This window comes from Actinokineospora lacus, from assembly GCF_053813445.1.
In genome coordinates, this window is the sequence record NZ_JBQERA010000001.1 from 216,119 (window position 1) to 239,305 (window position 23,187).

19 protein-coding genes and 1 tRNA gene are annotated in these 23,187 nt (G+C 73.3%); 8 read left to right on the forward strand and 12 right to left on the reverse strand.

Going from position 1 to position 23,187, the window contains the following annotated elements; genetic code table 11:
* Window positions 1-236: 236 nt before the first annotated feature.
* The 8 genes from ACTG9Q_RS01115 to ACTG9Q_RS01150 form a co-directional block, all read right to left on the reverse strand.
* Window positions 237-2,006: a sodium/solute symporter gene (locus ACTG9Q_RS01115; RefSeq protein ID WP_455570653.1), complete on the reverse strand. Its 1,770-nt coding sequence runs from the start codon at window positions 2,004-2,006 to the stop codon at window positions 237-239.
* Window positions 2,007-2,033: 27 nt separating this feature from the next.
* A complete protein-coding gene (locus ACTG9Q_RS01120) occupies window positions 2,034-2,444 on the reverse strand; it encodes a hypothetical protein (protein ID WP_455570654.1) in 411 nt (136 codons plus the stop codon).
* Window positions 2,441-3,262, reverse strand: coding sequence for a LytR/AlgR family response regulator transcription factor (locus tag ACTG9Q_RS01125; RefSeq protein ID WP_455570655.1), 822 nt, complete (start codon window positions 3,260-3,262; stop codon window positions 2,441-2,443). The genes ACTG9Q_RS01120 and ACTG9Q_RS01125 overlap by 4 nt, the downstream gene beginning before the upstream one ends.
* A 104-nt stretch (window positions 3,263-3,366) precedes the next feature.
* Window positions 3,367-4,233 carry a S49 family peptidase gene (locus tag ACTG9Q_RS01130; protein WP_455570656.1) on the reverse strand — a complete coding sequence of 289 codons (867 nt, stop codon included), beginning with the start codon at window positions 4,231-4,233 and terminating at the stop codon, window positions 3,367-3,369.
* 392 nt (window positions 4,234-4,625) lie between these two features.
* Window positions 4,626-5,873 carry a sensor histidine kinase gene (locus ACTG9Q_RS01135; RefSeq protein ID WP_455570657.1) on the reverse strand — a complete coding sequence of 416 codons (1,248 nt, stop codon included), beginning with the start codon at window positions 5,871-5,873 and terminating at the stop codon, window positions 4,626-4,628.
* A 47-nt stretch (window positions 5,874-5,920) separates the two neighbouring features.
* The gene (locus tag ACTG9Q_RS01140; RefSeq protein WP_455570658.1) at window positions 5,921-6,784 is read right to left on the reverse strand and encodes an Fpg/Nei family DNA glycosylase; all 864 of its coding nucleotides are present in this window, start codon (window positions 6,782-6,784) and stop codon (window positions 5,921-5,923) included.
* Between the two features lie 31 nt (window positions 6,785-6,815).
* Window positions 6,816-7,253 (reverse strand): DUF983 domain-containing protein, encoded by a 438-nt coding sequence (locus ACTG9Q_RS01145; protein ID WP_455570659.1) that lies wholly within the window; start codon window positions 7,251-7,253, stop codon window positions 6,816-6,818.
* Window positions 7,254-7,386: 133 nt separating this feature from the next.
* Window positions 7,387-8,793 (reverse strand): sigma factor, encoded by a 1,407-nt coding sequence (locus ACTG9Q_RS01150; protein WP_455570660.1) that lies wholly within the window; start codon window positions 8,791-8,793, stop codon window positions 7,387-7,389.
* Between the two features lie 230 nt (window positions 8,794-9,023).
* On the opposite strand from ACTG9Q_RS01150, the gene ACTG9Q_RS01155 reads away from it, so the two are divergent.
* A tRNA-Gly gene (locus ACTG9Q_RS01155) sits at window positions 9,024-9,096 on the forward strand.
* Between the two features lie 43 nt (window positions 9,097-9,139).
* Here the strand turns inward: ACTG9Q_RS01155 and ACTG9Q_RS01160 are convergent.
* The 4 genes from ACTG9Q_RS01160 to msrA are packed head-to-tail and all read right to left on the reverse strand — an operon-like array spanning window position 9,140 to window position 13,046.
* Window positions 9,140-10,669 (reverse strand): Eco57I restriction-modification methylase domain-containing protein, encoded by a 1,530-nt coding sequence (locus ACTG9Q_RS01160; protein WP_455570661.1) that lies wholly within the window; start codon window positions 10,667-10,669, stop codon window positions 9,140-9,142.
* Window positions 10,670-10,686: 17 nt separating this feature from the next.
* On the reverse strand, window positions 10,687-12,051 hold the full coding sequence (locus ACTG9Q_RS01165) for a DUF2252 domain-containing protein (RefSeq protein ID WP_455570662.1): 1,365 nt from the start codon (window positions 12,049-12,051) through the stop codon (window positions 10,687-10,689).
* Window positions 12,052-12,099: 48 nt separating this feature from the next.
* Window positions 12,100-12,342 carry a helix-turn-helix domain-containing protein gene (locus ACTG9Q_RS01170; RefSeq protein WP_455570663.1) on the reverse strand — a complete coding sequence of 81 codons (243 nt, stop codon included), beginning with the start codon at window positions 12,340-12,342 and terminating at the stop codon, window positions 12,100-12,102.
* Window positions 12,343-12,383: 41 nt separating this feature from the next.
* Window positions 12,384-13,046: a peptide-methionine (S)-S-oxide reductase MsrA gene (gene msrA / locus ACTG9Q_RS01175; protein ID WP_455570664.1), complete on the reverse strand. Its 663-nt coding sequence runs from the start codon at window positions 13,044-13,046 to the stop codon at window positions 12,384-12,386.
* Between the two features lie 102 nt (window positions 13,047-13,148).
* On the opposite strand from msrA, the gene ACTG9Q_RS01180 reads away from it, so the two are divergent.
* The 7 genes from ACTG9Q_RS01180 to ACTG9Q_RS01210 all read left to right on the forward strand — a co-directional run bounded on the left by ACTG9Q_RS01180 (window position 13,149) and on the right by ACTG9Q_RS01210 (window position 23,170).
* Complete coding sequence (locus tag ACTG9Q_RS01180; RefSeq protein ID WP_455570665.1) at window positions 13,149-14,825, forward strand: hypothetical protein; 1,677 nt, start codon at window positions 13,149-13,151, stop codon at window positions 14,823-14,825.
* Window positions 14,822-15,802 carry a glycosyltransferase family 2 protein gene (locus ACTG9Q_RS01185; RefSeq protein WP_455570666.1) on the forward strand — a complete coding sequence of 327 codons (981 nt, stop codon included), beginning with the start codon at window positions 14,822-14,824 and terminating at the stop codon, window positions 15,800-15,802. Before ACTG9Q_RS01180 ends, ACTG9Q_RS01185 begins: the two co-directional genes overlap by 4 nt.
* Entirely contained in the window at window positions 15,799-16,500 is a 702-nt protein-coding gene (locus tag ACTG9Q_RS01190; RefSeq protein WP_455570667.1) for a class I SAM-dependent methyltransferase, read from the forward strand. Before ACTG9Q_RS01185 ends, ACTG9Q_RS01190 begins: the two co-directional genes overlap by 4 nt.
* A complete protein-coding gene (locus ACTG9Q_RS01195) occupies window positions 16,493-17,470 on the forward strand; it encodes a lysylphosphatidylglycerol synthase transmembrane domain-containing protein (protein ID WP_455570668.1) in 978 nt (325 codons plus the stop codon). The genes ACTG9Q_RS01190 and ACTG9Q_RS01195 overlap by 8 nt, the downstream gene beginning before the upstream one ends.
* A 20-nt stretch (window positions 17,471-17,490) precedes the next feature.
* Window positions 17,491-18,372 (forward strand): hypothetical protein, encoded by an 882-nt coding sequence (locus tag ACTG9Q_RS01200; RefSeq protein WP_455570669.1) that lies wholly within the window; start codon window positions 17,491-17,493, stop codon window positions 18,370-18,372.
* Between the two features lie 110 nt (window positions 18,373-18,482).
* A complete protein-coding gene (locus tag ACTG9Q_RS01205) occupies window positions 18,483-19,688 on the forward strand; it encodes a hypothetical protein (protein WP_455570670.1) in 1,206 nt (401 codons plus the stop codon).
* Window positions 19,685-23,170, forward strand: coding sequence for a glycosyltransferase (locus tag ACTG9Q_RS01210; RefSeq protein WP_455570671.1), 3,486 nt, complete (start codon window positions 19,685-19,687; stop codon window positions 23,168-23,170). The genes ACTG9Q_RS01205 and ACTG9Q_RS01210 overlap by 4 nt, the downstream gene beginning before the upstream one ends.
* Window positions 23,171-23,187: the final 17 nt, after the last annotated feature.

Here is a 23,187-nt window from a genome sequence, read left to right on the forward strand (position 1 = left end):
TCGCGCTCGATTGCATTCGAGGCGCCACCATAGAACGCGGCCTTACCGACGCATGCCGCCATTCAGGGCGAAATCGCCAACCAGTCGAGTGATGCGCCGAACGGCATTATTCCGCAAGGCCCGTCACGAATAGCCGTCCTATTGGCCGCGGTACCGCTATTGAGTGAATTCATTTGTCACTCGATGGGGAATTCCATGACGACCTGTCGAGCGTTTAGCAGACCGCCACCAACGGGTCAGCGGCGGTGTCTGCCCAGGGCGTGGCGGGCGGTGGTCTCGTCGAGGCCCGCGGCCCGGTCGCGGATGAGGCCGAGGCGGTCGGGGGCGTGCATCCGCATCCGGATGTGCTTGGTCTCGGCCGGGACGTGCCGCTGGGTCGCCTTGCTCATCAGGATCACCGCGATGAAGGACAGCGGCACCGAGACCAGGCCCGGCTGCTGCACGTACCAGGGCGCCCAGTCCCCGGTGTACCCGCTGACCGTGGTCAGCGCCAGGGCGGTCAGCACCAGCGTCCCGCCGGTCAGCATCCCGGCCGCCGCGCCGACCCAGGTGATCTTGCGCCACCAGATGCCCAGCAGCAGCACCGGGCAGAACGTCGAGGCGGCCAGCGCGAAGGACATGCCCACGCTCAGCGACAGGTCGGAGGGGCGCAGCAGCAGCGCCGCGGTCAGCGGCAGCACGCCCGCCATCGCGGTGGCCAGCCGGAAGTCGCGCACCCTGGACTTGAGCACGTCGGTGGACAGCACCCCGGCCACGCTCACCAGCAGCCCCGAGGACGTCGACAGGAACGCCGCGAACGCCCCCGCGGCCACCACCGCGCCCAGGATCTCCCCGGCGACGTTGTCCACCACCGCCATCGGCAGCTGCAGCATCGCCCTGTCGGTCTGCCCGGTGACCAGCAGCTCGGGCAGGTAGATCCGCGACAGCGCGCCCATCACCGTCGGGAACAGGTAGAACAGGCCCAGCAGCAGCATCACGTGCAGGGTCGTGCGCCGGGCGGCCTGCCCGTCGGGGTTGGTGTAGAAGCGGACCAGCACGTGCGGCAGGCCCATCGTGCCCAGGAACAGCGCGAAGATCAGCGAGTACGTCGTGAGCAGGTCCTCGGTGTCCGACGCCGGGCTCTGCCAGTCGGCGTTGGTGCCCGCCGCGCCGCGCACCACCGGCACCGGGTCGCCCGCGCCGAAGGTCAGCCGGGTGCCCGCCTCGACGGCGTGGTCGCCCTCGCCCCAGTAGGTGTGCGCCGCGCCCCTCGGGCCCTCCACCACCAGCCGCACCGGGGTCTCGACCGAGAGCACCACCGGCGTCTCGACGTCGATCACCGCGGCGGCGGTGAACCGCGGCGGCAGCGGCTCGGAGAGCCCCCGGGCGCCGATGCCGCGCGCGCCGCCGTCACCGATGAACAGCGCGCACAGCACGAAAGCGGGCGCGGCGATGGCGAACAGCTTGATCCAGTACTGGAAGGCCTGCACGACGGTGATCGCGCGCATCCCGCCGCCGAGCACGTTGACGATCACCAGCACGGCCACCAGCCCGGCGCCGACCTGGGTGGGCATCCCGGGCAGGACGTGCCGCACGGTCAGCCCGGCGCCCTGCAGCTGCGGGACCATGTAGAGCATCCCGATGAAGATCACGAACACCGCGGCCAGCCTGCGCAGGCCCGCCGAGCGCAGCCGGAACTCGCAGAAGTCGGGCAGCGTGTACGCCCCCGAGCGGCGCAGCGGCGCGGCGACGAACAGCATCAGCGCCAGGTACCCGGCGGTGAAGCCGATCGGGTACCACAGCGCGTCGGCGCCGTCCTTGAGCACGAGCCCGGCCACGCCGAGGAACGACGCGGCCGACAGGTACTCCCCCGACACCGCGGCGGCGTTGCGCCGGGACCGCACCGTGCGCCGGGCGACCAGGAAGTCCTGCGTGGTGTTGGCCAGCCGCGAACTGCGGTACCCGAGCGCGAAGGTGGCCAGGCTGACCAGCACGATGCCCGCGGCAGCCCAAGGGTTGAATTCCATCCACGTCCAAGCTCGCAGGGAGGAGCGCTACTTCTCGACCATGCCGACGAAGGCCTTCTCGTGCTCCTCGGCCAGCACGTTGTACCAATACCCGATCCCGAACAGCAGCGGGAACGGCGCGATCCCCAGCAGCAGCCACGGCAGCGCGATCCCGGCGACGCTCACCGCGGACAGCCCCGGCAGCAGGAAGAACAGCGCGGGCAGCACCCCGAGCACGCCGAGGGCCAGGCAGGCGAGCAGCGTCGCCGAGCGGATCTGGGCCCGGATGAACTCGCTGACGACCTCCTCGGCCCAGCTGGTCTGCTCCTCCAGCTCGTCGACGGTGCGCAGCAGCGTCACCGGGGCGGCGGAGTCGGCGAGGATCACCCGCTTGCGGCGGGGGCGCGCCGACGGGCCGCGCCCCTCGCCCGCGCCGTCGGCCGCCGAGTGCTTGCTCATCGGCCCTGGCCCCGCACGAGCCGGTCCTTCAGCTCGCGGGTGTGCCGCCTGCTGACCGGCAGCACCTTCTCCTCGTGGCCGATGACCACGGAGTAGCCGGAGCCGCCCATGCGCAGCTCGGTGATCAGCGACAGCGGGACGAGGTAGCTGCGGTGGATGCGGACGAACCCGGCCTTCTCCCAGCGCTCCTCCAGCTGCGCCAAGGGAATGCGCACCAGGTGCGAGCCGTCGGAGGTGTGCAGGCGGGCGTAGTCGCCCTGGGCCTCCACCCAGCGCACGGAGGCGCGCGAGACGAGCTTGGTGGTGCCCGCCAGCTCGACCGGGATCACCTCGTCGTCGCGCTGCTCCGGCACGGCGGGGGCCTTCTCGGCGCTGTCGCGGTCGATCTTGGCGATGACCCGCTCGACGGCCTTGTCGATGCGCGGCTGCTCGGCGGGCTTGAGCAGGTAGTCCACCGCGCCCAGGTCGAAGGCGTTGACCGCCTCGTGGGCGTGCGCGGTGACGAAGACCAGCACCGGCGCGGGCGAGAACCCGGCCAGCACCTTGGCCAGCTCCATCCCGGTGAGGCCGGGCATGTCCAGGTCGGCGAACACGGCGTCGACCACCGACAGCCCGGCCTGCTTGCGCCCGGCCAGCTCGGCGTCGTCGCCCGCCAGGATCAGCAGTGCCTCGGTGGCGTCGAAGGCCCGGAGCACCCGGCGCACGTGCCGGTTGCCGCTCAGGCGTTCCTCCAGCAGGTCCATGCCTGCGGGCTCGTCGTCGACGGCCAGGACGACAAGTCCGGAGGTGGGGTTCGCGGTACTCACGGTGACCTGCATCTTGCCGAGTGTCCACCGTGCCTGTCTATGCCCAAACATCCGGTCCGCCCACCAGGTGAGGGACCGGCGCGGATCGTGACGCTCCGTTTACGCTTTCGTCGTCCTCAGAGCCCGAACCGGGACCAGGTGGCCCGCGACTCCACCGCTTCGAGCACGGCGAGTACGCGGTCCGGAGTGGACATCCCCGGTGCGCTGACCCCGAGCCGGGCCAGCAGCGGCCGCTTGGGCGTGGCGACGGCGAGTTCGGCGTCGGGGTAGCGCTCGGCGATCACCCCGCGCAGGGTGCCGATGCCGTCGACGAGGCCGAGCTGCCTGGCCTTGAGGCCGGTCCAGACCTCGCCGGAGAACAGCTCGTCGTCGGAGCCGACGAGCTTGTCCCCGCGGCGCTCGCGCACCCAGGCGGTGAACTGCTCGTGCAGCTGGCCCTGCAGGTCCTTGAGCCAGGCGACGTCCTCGGGGTTCTCCGGCTGGAACGGGTCGAGCCGCACCTTGCGCGTCCCCGCGGTGTGCACCCGCCGCTCGACCCCGAAGCGCTCCAGCAGCCCGGAGAGCCCGAAGCCCGCGGTGACCACGCCGATGGAGCCCACCATCGAGGACCCGTGCGCGAAGATCTCGTCCCCCGCGCAGGCCAGCCAGTACCCGCCGGAGGCGGCGACGTCCTCGCAGAACGCGAGCACCGGCACCCCCCGCTTGCCTGCCAGCTCCCTGATCCGCTCGGCCACCATCGCCGACTGCGTCGGCGCGCCCCCGGGCGAGTTGATCGCCAGCGCGACGGCGACCAGGCGGTCGTGGTCGAAGGCCCGCGACAGCGCGGTCTCGGTCGTGGTGGTGTTGATGACCCCCCGAGCCGCCAACGGCGTCGGCGTCGGGCTGATCACCCCGTGCAGCCGCACAACGGACACGACAGGCCCACGATCACCCCGCTCGCCGATCCTGGGCAGCCGGGCGGCCAGCTTCTCGGTGACGCTCATACCGCCCCACCTTACGTCGATCTCCGTGCAAGGTCTGAGTGAGGACCGACCACTGGTCAAGCTCAACGGAAGCCTGGATCGCCCTGGTGACGTCCCTGGCGAATTCGATCTGTTCCTCGGGCGGCAGGACATCCGCCCACGGGCATTCCTCGACAAGTGCCTCAGCTACCGCCTCGGCCGAGATGTGCGTCATGACGGTCCGCATGGCCCGTGCCGCGAACAGCGCCCCTTCCGCGGTCGTCTGGGCGCGGTCTTCGCGGGTCAGCAGCAGCGGTGCGCCATCACGTCTGCGCACGCGGACGTCACCTCGTCGGCGAGGGCGGCGACACTCTTGGGGTCGCGCTGGAGCTCGCTCCACTGAACCTCGGTAGCCATGAGCCCATTCTGAACTTTCAGCGGACGGCGCGCTGGGGGCCGGTGTGCTCGGCGTCGTCGGGGGTGAAAGGGGTCTGGTCGATGCGGACGCCGGGGAAGAACTTGGGGACCCGGAGGGTGATCTTGGTGCCCTGGCCGGGGGCGGTGTCGACCATGAGGGCGTGGCCGTCGCCGAAGACCTGGCGCATGCGCTGGTTGATGTTGCCGACGCCGACGTGGGAGCCGGTCTTGTGGGCGTCCCTGAGGTCCTTCAGCAGGCGGTCGGGGTCCATGCCGACGCCGTCGTCCTCGATGACGATGAGGGCCTCGTTGCCGTGGTCGTGGGCGAAGACGCCGATGGTGCCGCCGCCGGGCTTCTTGGCGATGCCGTGGCGCACGGCGTTCTCCACCAGGGGCTGCAGCACCAGGAACGGCACCACCACGGACTGGACCTCGGGGGCGATGCGGAAGCGGACGTTGAGCCGGTCGCCGTAGCGGGCGCACTCGATGGTCAGGTAGCGCTCGACGTTGGCCAGCTCGTCGGCGAGGGTGGCGAACATGCCGGAGGTGCGGAACGAGTAGCGGGTGAACTCGGCGAAGTCCTGCAGGAGCTCGCGGGCCTGCTCCGGGTCGGAGCGGATCAGCGAGGAGATGGTGTTCAGGGCGTTGTAGATGAAGTGCGGGGAGATCTGGGCGCGCAGGGCGCGGATCTCGGCCTGGGCGAGCTGCTGCTTCTGCTCGTCGAGCTTGGCCAGCTCCAGCTGCACCTGCAGGAACGTCGCCACCTCGTCGGCGGCGCGGATCAGGCGGCGGCTGTCGACGCCGCCGACCAGGATCAGCGCGCCCTCGATCTGGCCGTCGACGATGAGCGGGACGATCACCGCGGCGCGCATCGGGCAGCTGCCGCGCTTGCTGCACTGCAGGTTCTCGTGCTTGACGTGCGCGCGGGTGCCCTGGTTGACGACCTCGACGGTGGCGGCGGCCAGGTCGTCGTAGTGCTCGTTGGCCTCCCCGTCCCAGGACATCAGCCGCCCGTCGGCGTCGCACATGCCGACGGCGACGTTCTTCAGCAGTTCGAGCAGGTGCTTGCTGGCCTGGTCGGCCGCCTGCTCGGTGAGCCCGCCGCGCAGCCCGGGGGCGGCCTTGGACAGCCGCTGCACGGCGTCGAGCACCGCGTCCTGCACCGAGCCGGACTTCTTGGGCCTGCACAGCACCACGAACAGGCCCAGGACGAGCAGTGTGGCGGCAACGCCGATGAACGCGCGCTCGGTCAGCAGTTCGGCCACCCGGTCATGCTCCCGTCCGGCGGCGGGCGTGACAAGGCCGGGGCACGCTATTTGAGCAGCCGGGACATCCGGCGGTCGGCCAGCGGCTTGCCCCCGGTCTGGCACTGGGGGCAGTACTGGAAGGACTTGTCGGCGAACGACACCTCCCTGACGGTGTCCGCGCACACCGGGCAGGGCAGGCCGGTGCGGGCGTGCACGCGCAGGCCGGAGCGCTTCTCGCCCTTGAGCCGGGCGGCGGCCTGCCCCACCGAGCGCTCGACCGCGTCGGTGAGGACCGTGCGCAGGGCGCCGTAGAGGGTGTCGATGGCGTCCGCGTCGAGCTTGCCCGCGGTCGCGTAGGGCGAGAGGCGGGCGGTGTGCATGATCTCGTCGGAGTAGGCGTTGCCGATCCCGGCCAGGACCCGCTGGCTGGTCAGGACGGTTTTCAGGCGCTCTGAGCGACCCTGGAGCAGGGCGGCGAACTCATCGCGCGTCAGCGAGAGCGCGTCCGGGCCGAGGGTGGCGATCTGCTCGATCGAGGCGAGGTCCTCCACGATCCAGACGGCCAGGCCCTTTTTGGTGCCCGCCTCCGTCAGGTCGAACCCGGGACCCTCCCCGGGCGGGCCGAGGTGCGCGCGCAGCGCCAGCGGGCCCTTGCCGGGCTTGGGCGGGACGGCGGAGAGGGTGTCCGACCAGCGCAGCCAGCCCGCGCGGGCCAGGTGCACGACCAGGTGTACGCCGTCGCAGTCCAGGTCGAGGTACTTGCCCTGGCGGCCCGCGGCGGTGACGGTCCGGCCGTGCAGGGCCGTCCACGGCGGGGACGCGGTCTTGAGCACGCTCAGCGAGGCGACGTCGACCCGGGCGACCACGCGGCCGACCGCGTGCTCGCGCAGGTGGTGGGCTAGGGCTTCGACCTCGGGCAGCTCGGGCACCGCACCAGTCTCGCCCGTGCGCGCCCCGCTGTCACTCGATGGGCTTGAGGACGCCTTCCCAGCTGGGCTGGGTGTCCTGCTGGATGCTCTTGGCGATCTTGGCGATCTCCCCGCGCGCGGTGAAGTACCCCCGGACCACGCCCACCCAGCGCTCGACGGGCTCGTCCTCGGCGTCGTCGCCGGTCTCGGCGACCAGCTTCCACGGCCTGCGCAGGGCCCACCGGACAGGGAAGAACAGGGCCACCAGCAGCAGGACCAGGATGAGCCAGCCGGGGACGACGACGTCCTCCGGCATCCAGCTGACCAGCACGATGCCCAGCACGGCGATCAGCACGATCATGAAGACCCCCGGCAGGTAGCCCGCCGCGACGTCGTGCTCGAAATCGTCCTCGGTGGCCGGGGTGCGCCATTCGAGCGTGCCGTGCACCGTCCACAGCCTGCCGTTGGAATCGCGTACCTGGCGCGTCATGTTCAGCCCTTCGGCGCGGGTAACGGGAACGACACAGTGCGTGACACCGAAAGTACCCTCTCGGCGGCCCGCGGGACAGACGAGCAGCCCGCCCGCGCCGATTGTCGCACCGCCGGGTTAGTTGATCAACGCCTCAGCCCGCGGGGGTCGACATGAGCTGGGCGTCGGAGGGCTGCGCCCGCATGCTGGTGTACACGGCGGAGCTGGTCACGACCGTGGTCTGGTTGGCCGAGTTCACCCGGGTCTCGCGCGTGGTGACCGTGTAGACCTCGCGGTCGTCGTAGACCGACCACTTCCGCTGCGTCGAGCTGCTCTGGTACACCACGGGCAGCGACGCGTCGTAGGGCTCGGGCTGCGAGCGCGCGGCGCTGATGTTCGGGGCCGCGGTGGTGGTGCTGATCCGCGGGGCCGGTCCCGCCGGGTCGCCGGTCGCGGTGTCCGAGGTGGTGCCCGGCGCGTCGGTGGTCGTCGTGGGGTCGGCCCGGGGAGCCGCCTCGAAGGCGATGGTCTCGTCCCGGCGCTGCGGGGCGCGCCCGCCGGTGGTGGTGACGACCGCGGGCGGCTCGGGCGCCGAGGTGTCGGTCAGGACGATGCCCTGGTCCGCGTCGAGGTCGTCGATGGCCAGCTGGTCGGACTCGGTGGAGCCCCACGGCAGCAGCGCCAGGCCCAGCGCGCCGACCGCGGCGGCGCCGGTCAGCGCCACCTGGGCCTTCGCGCCCGCGAGGAAGCCCTTGATCTGCTGCCACAGCCCGATGCTGATGACCGGCACGCCGATGTAGGCCGCGTGCGCGCGCAGGCCCGAGCAGACGTCGCGCAGCTCGTCATACATGGAGGTGCAGGACTGGCAGGCCGCCAGGTGCGAGCTGACGCGGTGGTGCTCGGCGCCCTTGATCGCACCCGCGGTGTAGGCGCCCAGCTTCTCCAGCACGGGGCGGCAGCCGGTGGGGCGGCTCTCGGTGGTCAGGTGGGCCTGCAGGTAGGCCGCGCGCAGCCCCTGCCGCGCCCGGCGGGCCAGCGCCGCGGTGGCGTTCGGGCTCAGCCCGAAGTTGCCCGCCACGACGGCCGGGCGCTCGCCCTCGACCTCGACCTTCCACAGCACGCTGCGCCAGCGCTCGGGCAGGCTGACGAACGCCCGGGTGATCAGCGTGCGCTCGGTGGACTGCCCGGTGGTGTCCGGGTCGGCGCCCACACGCACGTCCAGCTCCTCGTCGGAGACCGGCACGTCGCGGCGGCGGCCGTTCCACTCCCACGCCACGCGGCGGGCGACGATCAGCAGGTAGCCGCGGACGTTGTCGACCGGCCCCGAGCCCCGGCGGATGGCCTGCAGCACCCGGAAGAACGCCTCGGCCACCAGGTCGTCGGCCTCGGCGCGGTCCGACACCAGCCCCAGGGCCAGCCTGCGCACCGCGTCGCAGTGCCGGGAGAACAGCTCCCCGAAGGCGGCGTTCTCCCCCGCCCGCAGCCGTTCCAGCAGCACACGGTCCTGCGGACACCCGCCACTGGCCCGCGGCGCGTCGGCGGGCCGGTCGTTCCAGCTCATCCGGCCCGGTACCTCCTCCAGCCCGCCTGGCAATCCTGAACAACATGCCACATTCGAGGGTCCATCGGACCTCAACCGTGAATAACGGTAAGTGTTACCCGACGGTCGGCCACCCCCATTCGGGTGAGCAAGCGCTCCCACAGCAGGAGGGGTCGATCAGCCCGAAGGGACGCCGACGGAGACCCCCGCGTCACCACGTCTTCCCTCGCGGTTATAGTTCTCCCCGTTACGCGGACGTAGCGCAGCTGGTAGCGCATCACCTTGCCAAGGTGAGGGTCGCGGGTTCGAATCCCGTCGTCCGCTCGCGCCGAGGGCCCGGATCACCGATCCGGGCCCTTTCGCGTGCTCACGCCTGGCCGAAGGCGGCGGCAACCGCGTCGTCCATCTCGGCACGGTCGCCCGCGCCCCGGGTCAGGGCGCGGGCCAGGGCGATGATCCGGCGGCCCGGGGCGCCGTCGGGGTCCGGCAGCGGGAGGCGGGCGACGTACTGGGTGATCCAGCGGCGGCGGCCCGCGTAGAGGCGGTTGCCGCACACCTCGTCGTAGAAGCGCAGGCCGAAGGTCGAGTTGGCCACGCCCAGGACGAGGTGGGCGACGTCCTCGCCGGTCTCGGCCAGGGTGATCCAGTAGCAGTCGCCGTTGACCACCGCGCCGCTGCGGTCGAGGGTGAAGCGCGGGTCGGGGCTGATGTCCGGGAAGACGATCTTGGGCGCGCGCCAGAGGGCCGGGCGCTGGGGCACCCAGATCTCGAACCACTCGCGGCCCGCCTTGGCCAGGTAGGCGCGGGCCTCGAGGCGTTCGCGGTGGCCCGCCAGGTAGGCCGCCGCGCGCGGGTGCTCGGCGAGGTCGACGACCTGCCTGGTGGCGAGGTCGAGGTAGGGGTAGAGGACCTTCAGGCGCGGCTCGGCGGGGGTCGCCCACGCCTGCAGGTCGGTGTGGCTCAGCAGGGGCCGCAGGAGGGCGTCCTCGGGGCGGCGGTCGGGGGGCAGGGCGTCCCAGTCGGCGATGAAGACCGGGTCGGCGGTGGTCTTGATGCCGACCCGGATCTTGGCGATGTCGCCGACGGTGCGCCAGGTGTGCCGGTCGGTCGCCTCGCGCCGCCGGGCGCGTTCCGGTGTGGACAGCCGCCAGTCGTCGAGGGTCCCGGTCAGCACGGCGTAGTTGCGCCCTTGCAGGGTGATGACACTGTCCTGTGTGTCCAGTAGCGCGGCGAACAGGTCCGTGCCGGTCGCGGGTTGGTCTGTGGTATACGCGGTGGCGTAGTGCGCCGGTCGCTGTTCTTGGCCCTTGACGGCGATCACGACCGCGGGCAGGACGGCGGCGGCGAACAGGCGGGTGTCGCCGAGGTCGAACACCTCGCGCACGGCCAGGTCGCGGGTGAGCACCGTGCGCACGTTCTCCCCCGCGCGGGTGCTGAGGAACCGGTTGGAGCACAGCAGGGCGAGCACGCCGCCGTCGGCGAGCAGCTGCGGGGCCATGGCGACGAACGGGTGCGCGAGGTCCACCCGGCCCCGGAGGCCGAACCGCTTGGCCAGGTGCGCGGCCTGGGACCCCAGCACCTGCGTGCGGACGTAGGGCGGGTTGGTGATGACGAGGTCGAAGCGCTCCGGCGGCGGGCCGTCCAGGAAGTCCTTGTGCGCTATCGCGGCGTCAGGCAGGCGGGCCTGGGCGATGTGGACGGCGCGCTCGTCCAGGTCGTAGCCCGTCAGGACGGCGTCGGGACGCCGCTGGGCGACGGCGGCCAGCAGCTCGCCGTCACCGCAGGCCGGGTCCAGGACCCGCAGTGGACCGGCCGGGGCCGCCGCCAGCGCGCGCTCGGCGACGAACGCCGCGAGCGCGGGCGGGGTGTAGTGCAGGCCGTGCCGCTTCCGGTCCACCGGGCGAATCGTACGGATCAGGCGTCCCCGTGCGCGGCCAGTCGCCCCGCCCGCACCGCGGCGGCCAGTTCGGCGTGGTCGGCCTCGGTGCGGTCGGCGTAGTCCACCGCGTAGCCCGCGATCGCCTCATCGAGGTCGCCGCCGCAGTAGCCCGCGAGCAGGCGCGGGTCGACCGAGCGGGTGTGGGCGCGGGCGAGCAGGGCGCCCGCGAACCGGCCGTAGTCGTCGAGGTGGTCGGCCCCCAGGGTGGTGGCGTCGATCTCGCCCTTGCGGTTGCGGAACTGGCGCACGATGAAGTGCCTGCCCTCGACCGTCGTCCAGCCGAGCAGGATGTCGGTCTCGGCCTGCACCAGCCGCGCCCCGTGCACGACCCGCTTGCCCTCGTGCTTGCTGGTGGCGTCGACGTAGGGCGCGAGCGCGGACGGCCGGGCCTCCTTGACCTGCAGCACCAGCGCCTCGCCGCCGTTGCCGTGCAGGAGCACCAGGTAGTTGCGCAGCCCGACGCTGCCCGTGCCGACGACGCGGAAGGCCACGTCGGACACCCCGTACCGCATGATCAGGTTGCGGCGGGACTCCCTGAGGGAGTCGACGTACTCCGGCAGCGCCGCGATGACGGCCTCCGCGGTGCCCGGGGTGACGGCGCTGAGCACCGGCGGGTCGGGGATGAACCGCCACCGCTCGTCCGCCCCGCGCTGCGTCCACCGGGCGGCGACCTTGGCGCTGGTGTTCTTGCGCGCCCTCTTGGCCGCCTTGGCGAAGTCGTCCATGAGCGCCTTGGCGTCGACCTTGCTGAGCACCGACTCGTCCCCGAGCGCGGTCCACGACTCCAGGAACGGCAGCTCGGCGAGGTGGTCGATGGTGCGCCGGTAGGACTTCACGACGTCCTCCGCGGCCCGCCTGCACGCCGCCTCGTTCACCCCACCCTCACGGCCGGCCAGCACCAAGCTGGTCGCCAACCGCTTGAGGTCCCACTCCCACGGCCCCGGGACGGTCTCGTCGAAGTCGTTGATGTCCATCACGATCTGCCCCTCGGGCGTCCCGTACAGCCCGAAGTTCGCCGCGTGCGCGTCCCCGCACAACTGCACGTCGACCCCGCTGCGCGGCCCCGCGGCGAGGTCCCCCGCCATCAGCGCAGCACTACCCCGGAAGAACGCGAACGGCGAGGCGAGCATCCGCCCCACCCGCAACGGCGCCAGCTCCGGAATCCGCCCCTCGTTGGACCGCAGGACGAACTCGGCAACCCCGGGCCGATCAACGGCGAGCAGCATTTTCCGGTGCGCCTGGAGCCCGACCGCCTCCCGCAACTCCCGCCCCCGGGCGTGGACCTCTCCAGGCTCCACCCACCGACCCAACTGTCTGGCAACCTTCTCCCGCGCACCCATAAGCGCGCATCATGCGCCCTGCCCGGCCGTGAACCAAGCCTGGCGTCTCTAGGAGACGTAGCCCATCGCCCGAAGGAACCGCGACAGCGTCGGCTCCACCGGTGTCGTTCGGCCCGACTCGAACTGGACCACGTCGGATTCGGTCACGCCCGCGGCCTCCGCGAGCTGTGCACTGGTCCAGCCCTTCTCCAGGCGGGACACCTCGACCAGCCTGCCGCAGTCCTCGGCCTCCTGGGCTGCCTTGCTCGCCCCTGTGACCTCGGTCCGGTCAACCTGGCCGTTCGATGCCATGCCCTGTCCTCTCGCCGGTGTTCACGTGTGGCATCGGCGAATCAGGCGTCGCCGTTGACAAGACCGATCGGGCAGGAGACGCCGGTGCCGCCTAGACCGCAGTAGCCGTGGGGGAACTTGTGCAGGTACTGCTGGTGCACTTCCTCGGCGTAGTAGAAGGGGCCCGTGTCGGCCAGTTCGGTGGTGATCTCGCCGTAGCCGCGGGTGGTGAGGGCCTGCTGGTAGGCGGCGCGGCTCTGTTCGGCGATGGGGCGTTGGGCGGGGTCGGTGAAATAGATGCCGGAGCGGTACTGGGTGCCGACGTCGTTGCCCTGGCGCATCCCCTGGGTTGGGTCGTGGGACTCCCAGAAGACCTTCAGCAGGGCCTCGTACGACACGACCGCCGGATCGTGGACGACGAGGACGGCCTCGGTGTGGCCGGTGTGGCCGCCGCAGACCTCGTCGTAGGTCGGGTTGGGGGTGTACCCGCCCGCGTAGCCCGCCGCGGTGGAGTACACGCCAGGGGTCTGCCAGAACTTGCGCTCGGCGCCCCAGAAGCAGCCGAGGCCGAAGACCGCGGTGGCCATGCCCTCGGGGAACGGCGGCTTCAGCGGGGCGCCGGTCACGGCGTGGGTGGTGGGGACACCGGGCAGCGGGGTCTCGCGGCCGGGCAGCGCGGCGCCCGGCTCGACCATCCGGCTCTTGGATCGCCCGAACAGCATCATGGCTTCCAGTCTACGGCCGCCGCGCCCGACGCGGTCTCCCGGCGAAATGCCTCCTCCTACACTGCCGTCCCGGGGAACGTCCGGAATCAGTTGGGGAGAGCAGTGACCACCACCGTGTCCGCGCCTGTGGCGCCCGAGGTCAAGGCTACGGACAGGCGGGTCGCGCCCGCGCTCGTGGAGGCCCTGGCGCTGGTGCCGCTCATCGCCATGGTCATCGACGTGGTGCGGGCGCCCAGGCTGCCGCTGCTGGACTACTGGGCGGTCCTGCTGCGGATCACCACCCCGGACGGCGGCTTCGAGCCCGCCGGGCTGCTGACTTTGCAGAACGAGCACCCGCTGATGCTTCCCTCGGTCCTCTACTGGATCGACGCCCGCTTCTTCGACGGTGACAACCGGGTGCTCGGCCTCGCGGTCGTCTGCATCGCCGCGCTGACCGTGCTGCTGCTGCGGATGGCCCTGCCGAAATCCCTCCCACCGCTGGTCAGGGCCGGTCTGGTGGTCGCGGCGGCCGCGCTGGTCTTCAGCCCGCACGGGCTGCACAACTTCGCGATGGCGATGAGCGGCGCCGCCTGGCTGATGGCCAACCTGTTCGCCGTCGCGGCGCTGCTGCTGGCCGCGCGCGGGCGGTGGTGGCCCGCCTGGGTGGCCGGGCTGCTGGCCTGCCTGAGCTACGGGACCGGGTTCCCGGTGTGGATCGCGCTGGCGGTGATCGCCACCGTCCGCGGGGAGCCGATGTGGCGGCGGCTGCTGCCGGTGGGGATGCTCGCCTGCGTGCTGGCCGGGTGGTCGGCGCTGCGCCCCGCGGTGGACGCGGGCGCCGCGGGCACCGACGACCTGGGCACGCTGGTGTTCCGGTTCTTCACCGTGGTCGGCCACCTGTGGACGGCCAGGGACCCCGGGATGGCCGCCTTCGCCGGGGTGGTCGTGGTGGGCGCGCTGGCCGCGCTGCTGACCGTGCGGGAGGCCCGGCGGCCTGACCTGCTGTTCTGGTGGGCGCTGGCCGCCCACGGCCTCATGTGCTGCGGGATGATCGCCCTCGCCCGCCTCGACTACGGCGCCAACCAGGGCCTCACCGGCCGCTACACCTCCCTGTCGACCCTGTCGTGCCTGTCCCTGCTGGTGATCGTCGTGGCGGTCGTCGTCGCCCGGCGGCAGGCCGGCCGGGCGGTGGTGCTCGCCGTGGCCGCGGGTGTGCTCGGGTTCGCACTCGGGTCGCCGGAGGCGATCTCGGTGCGGTCCAACGTGCGCGAGGCGCCCCTGCAGGCCGTGGCGATGCGCGCCGGCCTGGCCGACGCGCTCGGCTACCGCCTGCCCGACGCCGACACGCTCAACCCCCGCCTGGCCGCGATGGGGCACTACCCGTTCAGCGGGGACTTCAGCCTCGGCTGCGGCGGACCCGAGCTGGGCTCGCGGGTCGACCTCGCGCGGGCGACCCCGCTGCCCACGCCGCCCGAGCCGGGCGGGGACGCCCAGGACGCGGGCTGGGTCGAGGACGTGAAGCCCAGCGGCGACGCCCTCGTGGTCCGCGGGTGGGTGGCGGGCGAGACCCTCGGCGCGCGGTGCGCGATGCTGGTGTCCCCCGACGGGACGGTCACCGGTGGCGGCATGGTCGCCCAGCCGCGGCCGGACGTCGTGGCGCGGTTGCCGTGGACGGGCCAGAACACCGGGTTCGCCGTGGCCGGCCGGGACGAACCGGGCGCTCGCCTGGTGATCGTGCTCCTGGACGGCCGGATGCTGACCGCCGAGGTGGCCAAGAGCGAGCCGGAGGGGACGGCGTGAGCGAGAAGCCCGTGGAGATCAGCGTGCTGGTCCCGGTCAAGGACGAGGAGGCGACGCTGGGCGAGCTGGTCACCCAGCTCGCCGCCGCCGTCCCCGACCGCGACTACGAAGTGATCTTCGTCGACGACGGCAGCACCGACCGCAGCTGGGCGGTCATGACCGAGCTGGCCGCCCGGCACCCGAACGTGCGGGCCCTGCGGCTGCGGCGCAACTTCGGCAAGGCCGCCGCGCTGGCCGCCGCGGTGACCGACGCGCGCGGCGACATCATCGTCACGATGGACGCCGACCTGCAGGACGACCCCGCCGAGGTGCCCCGGCTGCTGGCCGACCTCGACGCGGGCGCCGACCTCGTCAGCGGCTACAAGGCCGACCGCAAGGATCCGCTGTCCAAGCGGCTGCCGTCCAAGCTGTTCAACAAGGCGACCGGCGTCATCACCGGCCTCAAGCTCAACGACCACAACTGCGGGCTCAAGGCCGCCCGCGCCGAGGTGTACCGCAAGCTGCCGCTCTACGGCGAGCTGCACCGCTACATCCCGGCCCTGGCCCACCAGCACGGCTACAAGGTCGTCGAGCGCGCGGTCAACCACCGGGCCCGCGAGCACGGCGTGTCCAAGTACGGCTTCGAGCGCTACGTGCGCGGCGCGATCGACCTCATGACGGTCGTGACCATCACCCGCTACGGGCGGCGCCCGGCCCACCTGTTCGGCGGCCTCGGCCTGCTGTTCGGCGGGATCGGCTTCCTGGTCCTGACCTACCTGACCGCGGTGTGGATCTTCACCGCCGACCCGATCGGCACCCGCCCCCTGCTCAACCTGGGCATCCTGCTGGTCATCCTGGGCGTGCAGATGGTCTCCCTCGGGCTGATCGCCGAGATCGTCCTGCACCGCACGGCCAACAAGGGCGAGGTGGTCGACCTGCTGGCCGAACGCACCGAACCCGCGCCCGAGCGGCGCCCGTCCCTGAGGCTGGAGCGGTGAGCGCGCTGCGCTCGGGGTACGTCCACGCGGTCAAGTCGGCCCGCAGGGTCGCCGCCCGCACCGGGCTGCTGGAGCGGCTCGGCGCGAGCCGCTCGCCCGCGGCCCGGCACGTGCGGTCCCTGTTCTCCATCCACGACGTCGACGACCTCGCCGCCCAGGACCTGGCCTGGTGGAGCTACCCGGCGATGCGCGAGGTGGAGCGCTTCCTCGCCGCCCGGCCCGCCGCGCGGGTCTTCGAGTTCGGCGCGGGCGCCTCGACGGTGTGGCTGGCCCGCCGCGCCGCGCGGGTGCACAGCGTCGAGCACGACGCCGGGTTCGGCGGGCACGTGCGCGAGCTGGTCGCCGACCTGCCCAACGTCGACCTGCGGATCGTGGCGCCGACCCCGGCGACCGCGGCGACGACGGTCCGCTCGGGCAGGCACGGCCACGAGCACCTGGACTTCGGCGACTACGTGGCCGCCATCGACACCGTCGGCGGTCCCTTCGACCTCGTCGTGGTGGACGGCCGCGCCCGGGTGGACAGCTTCCGCCGGGCCCTGGACCACCTGGCCCCGGACGGGGTGGTCGTCTTCGACAACGTCCGGCGCAAGCGCTACCAGCCCGCCCTGCGCGCCCCGGGACTGCGGGTCGAGCACCTGCGCGGCGCCACCCCCGCCCTGCCCTACCCCACGACGACCGGCATCGTGCGCCGTGCGTGAGCGCCGCCGCTGGGCCGACGTCGCCGCGATCGCGTTCGTGGTGCTGGCCTGCGCGGTGGCGGCATGGGCGCTGCACGGCGAGTGGGCGCGGGTCGGCGACGCGCTGGGCCGGATGCCCTGGTGGCGGCCCGTCGCGGCGCTCGCCCTGGCCGTGCTCGGGCTGCTGGTGACCGCCGAGGTGTGGCGGGCCTGCCTGGCCGGGCTCGGCTCGACGGTCAGCCCCGCGCGGGCCCGGCGGATCTTCTTTCCGGCCCAGGTCGGCAAGTACCTGCCGGGCGCGGTGTGGCCGTTCCTGGCGCAGGCCCGGCTGGCCCGCGACGCGGGTGTGCCCGCGGGCCGCGCGCTGCTGTCCGGGGCGACCTTCCTCGCCGTGCACATGGTGACCTCGGTGCTGGTGGCGGCCACCCTGGTCGTCAGCCAGCCGACGCTGGCCGGGCGGTTCGGCTGGCTGGTCCTGGCCGCGCCCGCCGCGTTGGCGCTGCTGCACCCGAGGGTCGTCAGGTTCATCGCGGGCAAGGTGGACCGCTCCGGCGCGGGCGTGCCGCCGCTGCGGTGGTCGCACGTGCTGCGGCCCGCGGCCTGGATGTCGGTGGCCTGGGTCTGCTACGGCGCGTCGGCGTGGCTGCTGGCCGCCGCCTTCGACGGGCCCGGCGCCCAGCTCGGGCTGGTCAGCGCGGGCGGGTTCGCCCTCGGCTGGCTGGTCGGGGTGGCGGTGGTGTTCGCGCCCGCGGGCATCGGCGCGCGCGAGGCGGTGATCGCGCTGGTGCTGACGCCGTTGATCGGGCTGGGGGCGGCGACCGCGGTGGGCCTGCTTCTGCGCGTGTGCCACACCGTGGCCGATATCGGCCTGGCCGTCCGATTCGGGCTGATCAGGACCAGTCGCCGCGACTCCCCACGAGCCGTACAACCGTCCGGGTACGATGCCCACGCTTCGTATTCGGACCGCGACCGGTCCCACGAGCGCCAATAGCGGCTGGGAGCAGGAGAAAGATGACCGACTGGCTCGACCAACTCCGGCGCTTGGACCAAGCGCTGGCCGCGGGCGAGATCTCCGCGGCCCAGCATCGCAGCAAGCGCGACGAGATCCTCGCCGAGGCGTCGTCCGCGCAGCCGCTGATGGCCCGCCCGCAGCCCGCGACCGGGCCGGGCCTGCCCGCCGAGCCACCACGGCACAACCAGCACCAGGTCCCGGCGTCCTGGCCGCTCCCGGCCGCGGAGACCGCGTCGGCGCGGGTCACGCCCGGCCAGGCGCAGGCGATCTTCTCCACCGCCCAGTCGACGACGTCCAAGCCGTGGCCGGCCGCCCTCGCCGCGCTCCTCGTGCTGGTGCTCATCGCGGCCGGGATCTGGCTGTGGTCGTTCAGCGGCGCCGACCCGGTCGCCGGGCCCACGACGACGACGCAGGCCCCCTCGCGGTTCACCGAGCTGCGCCTGCCCGGCCAGGCCGACATCCGCAGCGGCGACATGCGCCTCCAGCAGGCGCGGCAGGAGAACCTGATCACCGCGGAGGAGGCGGCCCTGCTGATCGGCCTCGGCGTGAACAAGGTGACCTACGTCGGGTCGGCGGACAAGCCCTACCAGTTCCTGGCCTTCTCCTACCCCAGCGCCGACCCGGGCGGGCAGACCGAGAAGATCCGGTCGATGCAGCGCGACCTGGGGTACACCGCGGTGGACGTGGCGGACCTGCCCGAGGGGTTCGAGGCGGTCCAGTGGTCGAACACCCGGGCCTCGCAACTGCGGCTCACCTACACTTCGGCCTCTGCCACGGTCCAGCTGATCGTCCTCCAGGTCCCCCTCGGGGAGCAGGACGAGCTGCTGGGCCGCGCTCGGGACGCGGTCGCGGCGGCGACCGCGGTGGCCCCGCCCGACTGAGGACAGCGGCACCCGCGACGGGCACTCCCCGCGCAGTGCCTACCGCCGACCCGGACGATTCGGCTCTTAGGCACAATGACCCCCGTTGTCGCGTGGGTGGGAGGACTTCGATGTCTTGGCAGGACGAGCTGCACCAGCTCGACACAGCGCTCGCGTCCGGCCAGCTCTCGGCCGACGATTACCGGGTCCGCCGCGACGCCCTGCTGAGCAAGGCATCCGGCCAGGTCGGGCAGCCCGGCCAGCCCCAGTCTCCGTTGCAGGTGCAGCCGCAGCCGCAGTCTCCGTTGCAGGCGCCGTCGCAGTCGCAGTCACAGGCGCCATCGCCGTCACCCGAGAACGAGCGGACCCAGTTCGTCGCGCCGGTGGTCCTGCCGCCGCAGAACGGCCCCCGCCCGCAGGAAGCCGAGCGCACCCAGGCCGTGCGCCCCGGCAGGCACACCGACCACACCCAGGTCGTCGGCAAGCACGACTCCTCGGCCGACAACACCCAGATCGTGCCGAACTCCGGGCTCCCGCCGCGGCCCGCCTACCCGGTGGTGCCGCCGTGGGAGACGGTGCACCCCGGCTCGGTGCCGCAGGCGTCCACCCCGTGGGGCGGCGACGAGCTGCCGCCGGGCTTCGGCCAGACGGGCTGGCCCCGCCAGGGCCCGGAGATCTTCGCCGAGCCGGAGAAGGGCAAGGGCGGCAAGATCGCCCTGATCGCGCTGGCCGTCGTGCTGGTGCTCGGCCTGGTGGGCGCCGGGGTGTGGTTCTTCGGCTTCAAGGACAGCGACACCGCGCAGCCGCCCCCGCCCGCCCCCACGACGACGACCAAGCAGGAGCCGGTGCTGCCCCCGCCGAACGTGCCGGACGGCCCGTTCATCGAGATCGCCGGGCGCGAAGCGCTCAACCGCACCATGACGATCGAGCAGGCGCTGCAGCGCAAGCTGCCCACCGAGCGCGAGTCGAAGCTCATGAAGGCCAACGGCATCGTGGAGGTCGGCGGCCTGGTCACCGAGGAGAACGGCCTGCGCCGGGGCATCTGGGCGTTCAAGGTCGCCGACGGCGGTGACGCCTCCGCCGCGCTGGTCGCGATGGACGCCCTCTACGAGCAGGCGAAGTACGCCAAGGTCGCCTCCCCGGAGCACCCCGAGGTGACGATCCGCAAGCTGGCCTCCTCCGGGGGCGACGCGCCCACGGTGTTCCGGGCGCACTACGTGACCGACGGCGGGTACATGGTCCGAGTCGAGGCGTTCGGCGCCGACGCGGCGAAGGTGGAGACGGCGTTCTTCGACCTGCTCGCCGAGGAGACCGGGAAGTTCCCGCCGCTGTCATGACCGACGCCACCGACCCCGCGGCGCTGCTGCGGGCCGCGGCCGACGTGACCGCTGGGTCGGTCGAGCTGTCCGCGCTGGTGACCGGCTGGGAGTCCGCGCGGCACTTCTCCCCCGCCCGCGCGGGCGTGCTGGCCCCGGTCCGGCTGCGGCCGGGGGCGCGGGCGCTCGAGTTCGGCTGCGGCAGTGGCGCGATCACCCGCGCGCTGGGCGAGGCCGGGCTGGACGTGGTCGCGGTGGAGTCCGACCCGGACCTGGCCGAGGCCGCCCGGGAGCGCTGTCGCGACCTCGCGAACGTCCGCGTCACCGCCGAGGTCCCCGAGGGCGCCTTCGACCTGGTCGTGAGCACGGGCGAGGGCGGGTCGCTGGAGACCGCCGCCGCCGCGCTGTCCGACTCCGGGGTGCTGGTGCTGGCCGTGACCAACCGGATGGGCTTCTTCCGGCTGTTCCAGGGCGGCGACGGCGGCTGGACCCGTTCGCGGCTGCGCTCGGCCCTGGCCGACGCCGGGCTGCCCGAGCAGCGGTTCCTGTTCCCCTACCCGGACTGGGTGGTGCCGCGGGTCGTGCTGGACGAGGCGGTCTTCGCCCGCGATGACGCCGTCGAGGTGGTCGACAAGCTGGTCCGGCACCCGTTCTCGGGGATGTTCGGCCTCGCCGACGTCCCGCTGCCCGGCCGGACCGCGCACGAGATGCTGCTCGCCGAGGGCGCGGCGAGCGCGACCGCGCCCGCCCTGCTGGTGCTGGCCGCGCGGACGCCGCGGGCGCTGGCCGAGGGCAGCGCGCCGGGGCTGGCCTGGCTGCTCACCCGGGGCAGGCTGCCGCAGTGGCGCCGCACCCGCGTGCTCGGTGCGGACCTGGTCCTGCACGGCGTCGACCAGGGTGGGGCCCACCAGCACCCGTGGCTGCGCCAGCGCGTGGTCAAGGCCGACCCGCTGGTGCCGGGGCGCCCACTGGACGCCTGCCTGCTCGACGCCCTGCGCGCGGGCGACACCGACGACATCACCGCGCTGCTGAACGACTGGCGCACCGCGTGCACCCGGGACGCCCGTCCGCCGCGGCCGCAGGACCAGCGCCACCCGTACCTGCCCGGGAAGCCGGGCGTGCCCGTGCTGCCCGCCGACCACCTCGACGTGCACCCGGGCAACCTGATCATGGGCGCGGGCGGTCTGGTCAGGGTCGACCTGGAGTGGCACGGCGGCGAGGGCGTCGACCTGGAGCTGGTCCTGCTGCGCGCCCTGCTGGAGTTCGCCCGCGAGGCCGTGCTGGACAAGGCGCCGACGCCGTGGCCGGGCGCCACGATCCGGGGGCTGGCCGTCGAGCTGGCGGGCCTCGTCGGGCTCGGGGACGCCGCCCGGACCCGGTGGGACGAGCTGGTGGCCGCCGAGGCCGCGTTCCAGGAAGCCGTCTCCGGCGCCGCGGCCGCGGACATCGCCAAGGCCATCGAGCGCACCGCGGACGCCGTCCCGTCGCTCTCGCTGACCGACGTCGACGGCGGTCTCGGCGCCCTGCTCGCCGGGCGGACCGAGCGGGACCGGCTGCGCGGCGACCTGGAGCGGGCCACGGCGTGGATCACCGAGCGCGAGCGGGAGCTGATCACCGAGGTCGACCGCGTGACGGCGCTGGCCCACGACTACGACGACCAGCGCGCGCTGCTGGACCACGAACTCGCGATGACGCGCTCGGAGCTGGCGGTCAAGGACGACCGGATCGGCCGGGCCTTCGCCGAGCTGGCGCGCACCACCGGCGAGGCGGAGGCCGCGTGGCGGGCCGCGGGCCACGCCGAGCAGGCCCACGAGAGCGCGGTCGCGCGGGCCGACGAGCTGGCCGCCCGGCTGGGCAGGACCAGGGCCCGGCTGGCCGCGCTGGAGGGCTCGCGCATCGTGCGCGCGGCCAACCAGGTGCTGTGGCCCGCGGGCAGGCTGGTCCGCGGGGTCCGGGACCTGGCGCTGGCCCGGCCGGGCGAGGAGTCCGACGGCGTGCTGCGCCGGGTCGCGCGCCGCGCGCCGGGGCTGACCGGCGCGCTGGTGCGCGGTGGCTACCGCGCCGCCGCCAACCGGGACACCGGGCTCCGGTTCGACCTGCCGCTGCCCTCGGAGCCGGTGGCCGTCGGCGCGGGCCAGGTCGTGGAGCTGACCGGGTGGGTCGCCCACGACGCGCTCCCCGTTGCGGAGGTCGACCTGGTCGTCGGCGGGCACCGGGTGAGCGCCGACCGCGGCCACCACCGCCCCGACGTCGCCGCCGCGCTGACCGCGGCCGGGGTGCGCGCGCCCAGCGGCAGCGGGGTCCGGTTCCGCGTCGCACTGTCCACATCGGACGCGGACACCGCGCTGCCCACGACGCTCCTGGTGCGCCTCGTCGACGGCACCGTCCTGCGCCGCGACCTCGGCGCGCTGGCGACGGTGTCGCGGCTGCCGGTCGCCGCGACGACCGCGCGGTGGCCCGGCGGCGGCACCCGCGTCGCCGTCTGCCTGGCCACGTACCGGCCCGACCCGGTGTACCTGGCCGCGCAGCTGGACTCGATCCGCGCCCAGGACCACACCAACTGGGTCTGCGTCATCTCCGACGACGGCTCCGGGCCCGCGAGCGTGGCCCAGATCCGCGCGCTGGTCGCCGGGGACGAGCGGTTCACCGTGCTCGCCCACGACACCAACGTCGGGTTCTACCGCAACTTCGAGCGCGCGCTGGCCTGCGCGCCCGCCGACGCCGACGCGATCGCGCTGTCCGACCAGGACGACGTCTGGGACGCCGACAAGCTGAGCACCCTGGCGGCCAGGCTGGCGGACCCGGCGGTCACCCTCGCGTACTCCGACATGCGCCTGATCGACGGCGACGGGAACGCCGCAGGCGAGTCGTTCTGGGGCAGGCGCGCCAATCAGTGGTCCAATGTGGACTCACTGCTGATGCTCAACACCATGACCGGCGCGTCGATGCTGGTGCGCGCGGAGGCGGTGCGCCAGCGGGTGCTGCCGTTCCCGCCGGGCAGCCCGTCGGCCTTCCACGACCAGTGGATCGGCGCGGTCGCCCTGGCGGGCGGGCGGGTCGAGTTCGTGGACCGCCCGCTGTACTCCTACCGCCAGCACGGCGCGAACGTGACCGGCCTGCGCGAGGACCGCCTCGACGACGACCTGCCCGGCGTGCTCGGGCTGCTGCGCTGGGCGCTGACCGGCAGCACCCCGGTCGAGGGCCCCAAGGCGGCGGAGCTGGAGGCGGTGGCCGACTACGAGCTGGCCCGCATCGCCCAGTTCGCCACCGTGCTGTCACTGCGCTGCGACCCCGACGACCGGCGCACCCGCCAGGCGCTGGACTGGCTGGCCTCGGCCGACCAGGGGCTGCTGCCGCTGCTGCGCGCCGCCGCCCGGGTCCGACTGCGCAAGACGGACGAGACCGCGGGCGCCGAACACCGCCTGGTGGCCGCCGCGCTGCGCAAGCGCCTGCTGCGCGCGGACCGCCTGGCGCTGCCGAGCCTGCCCCGGCACCCCGACTAGGCGATCACGCCCCCAGA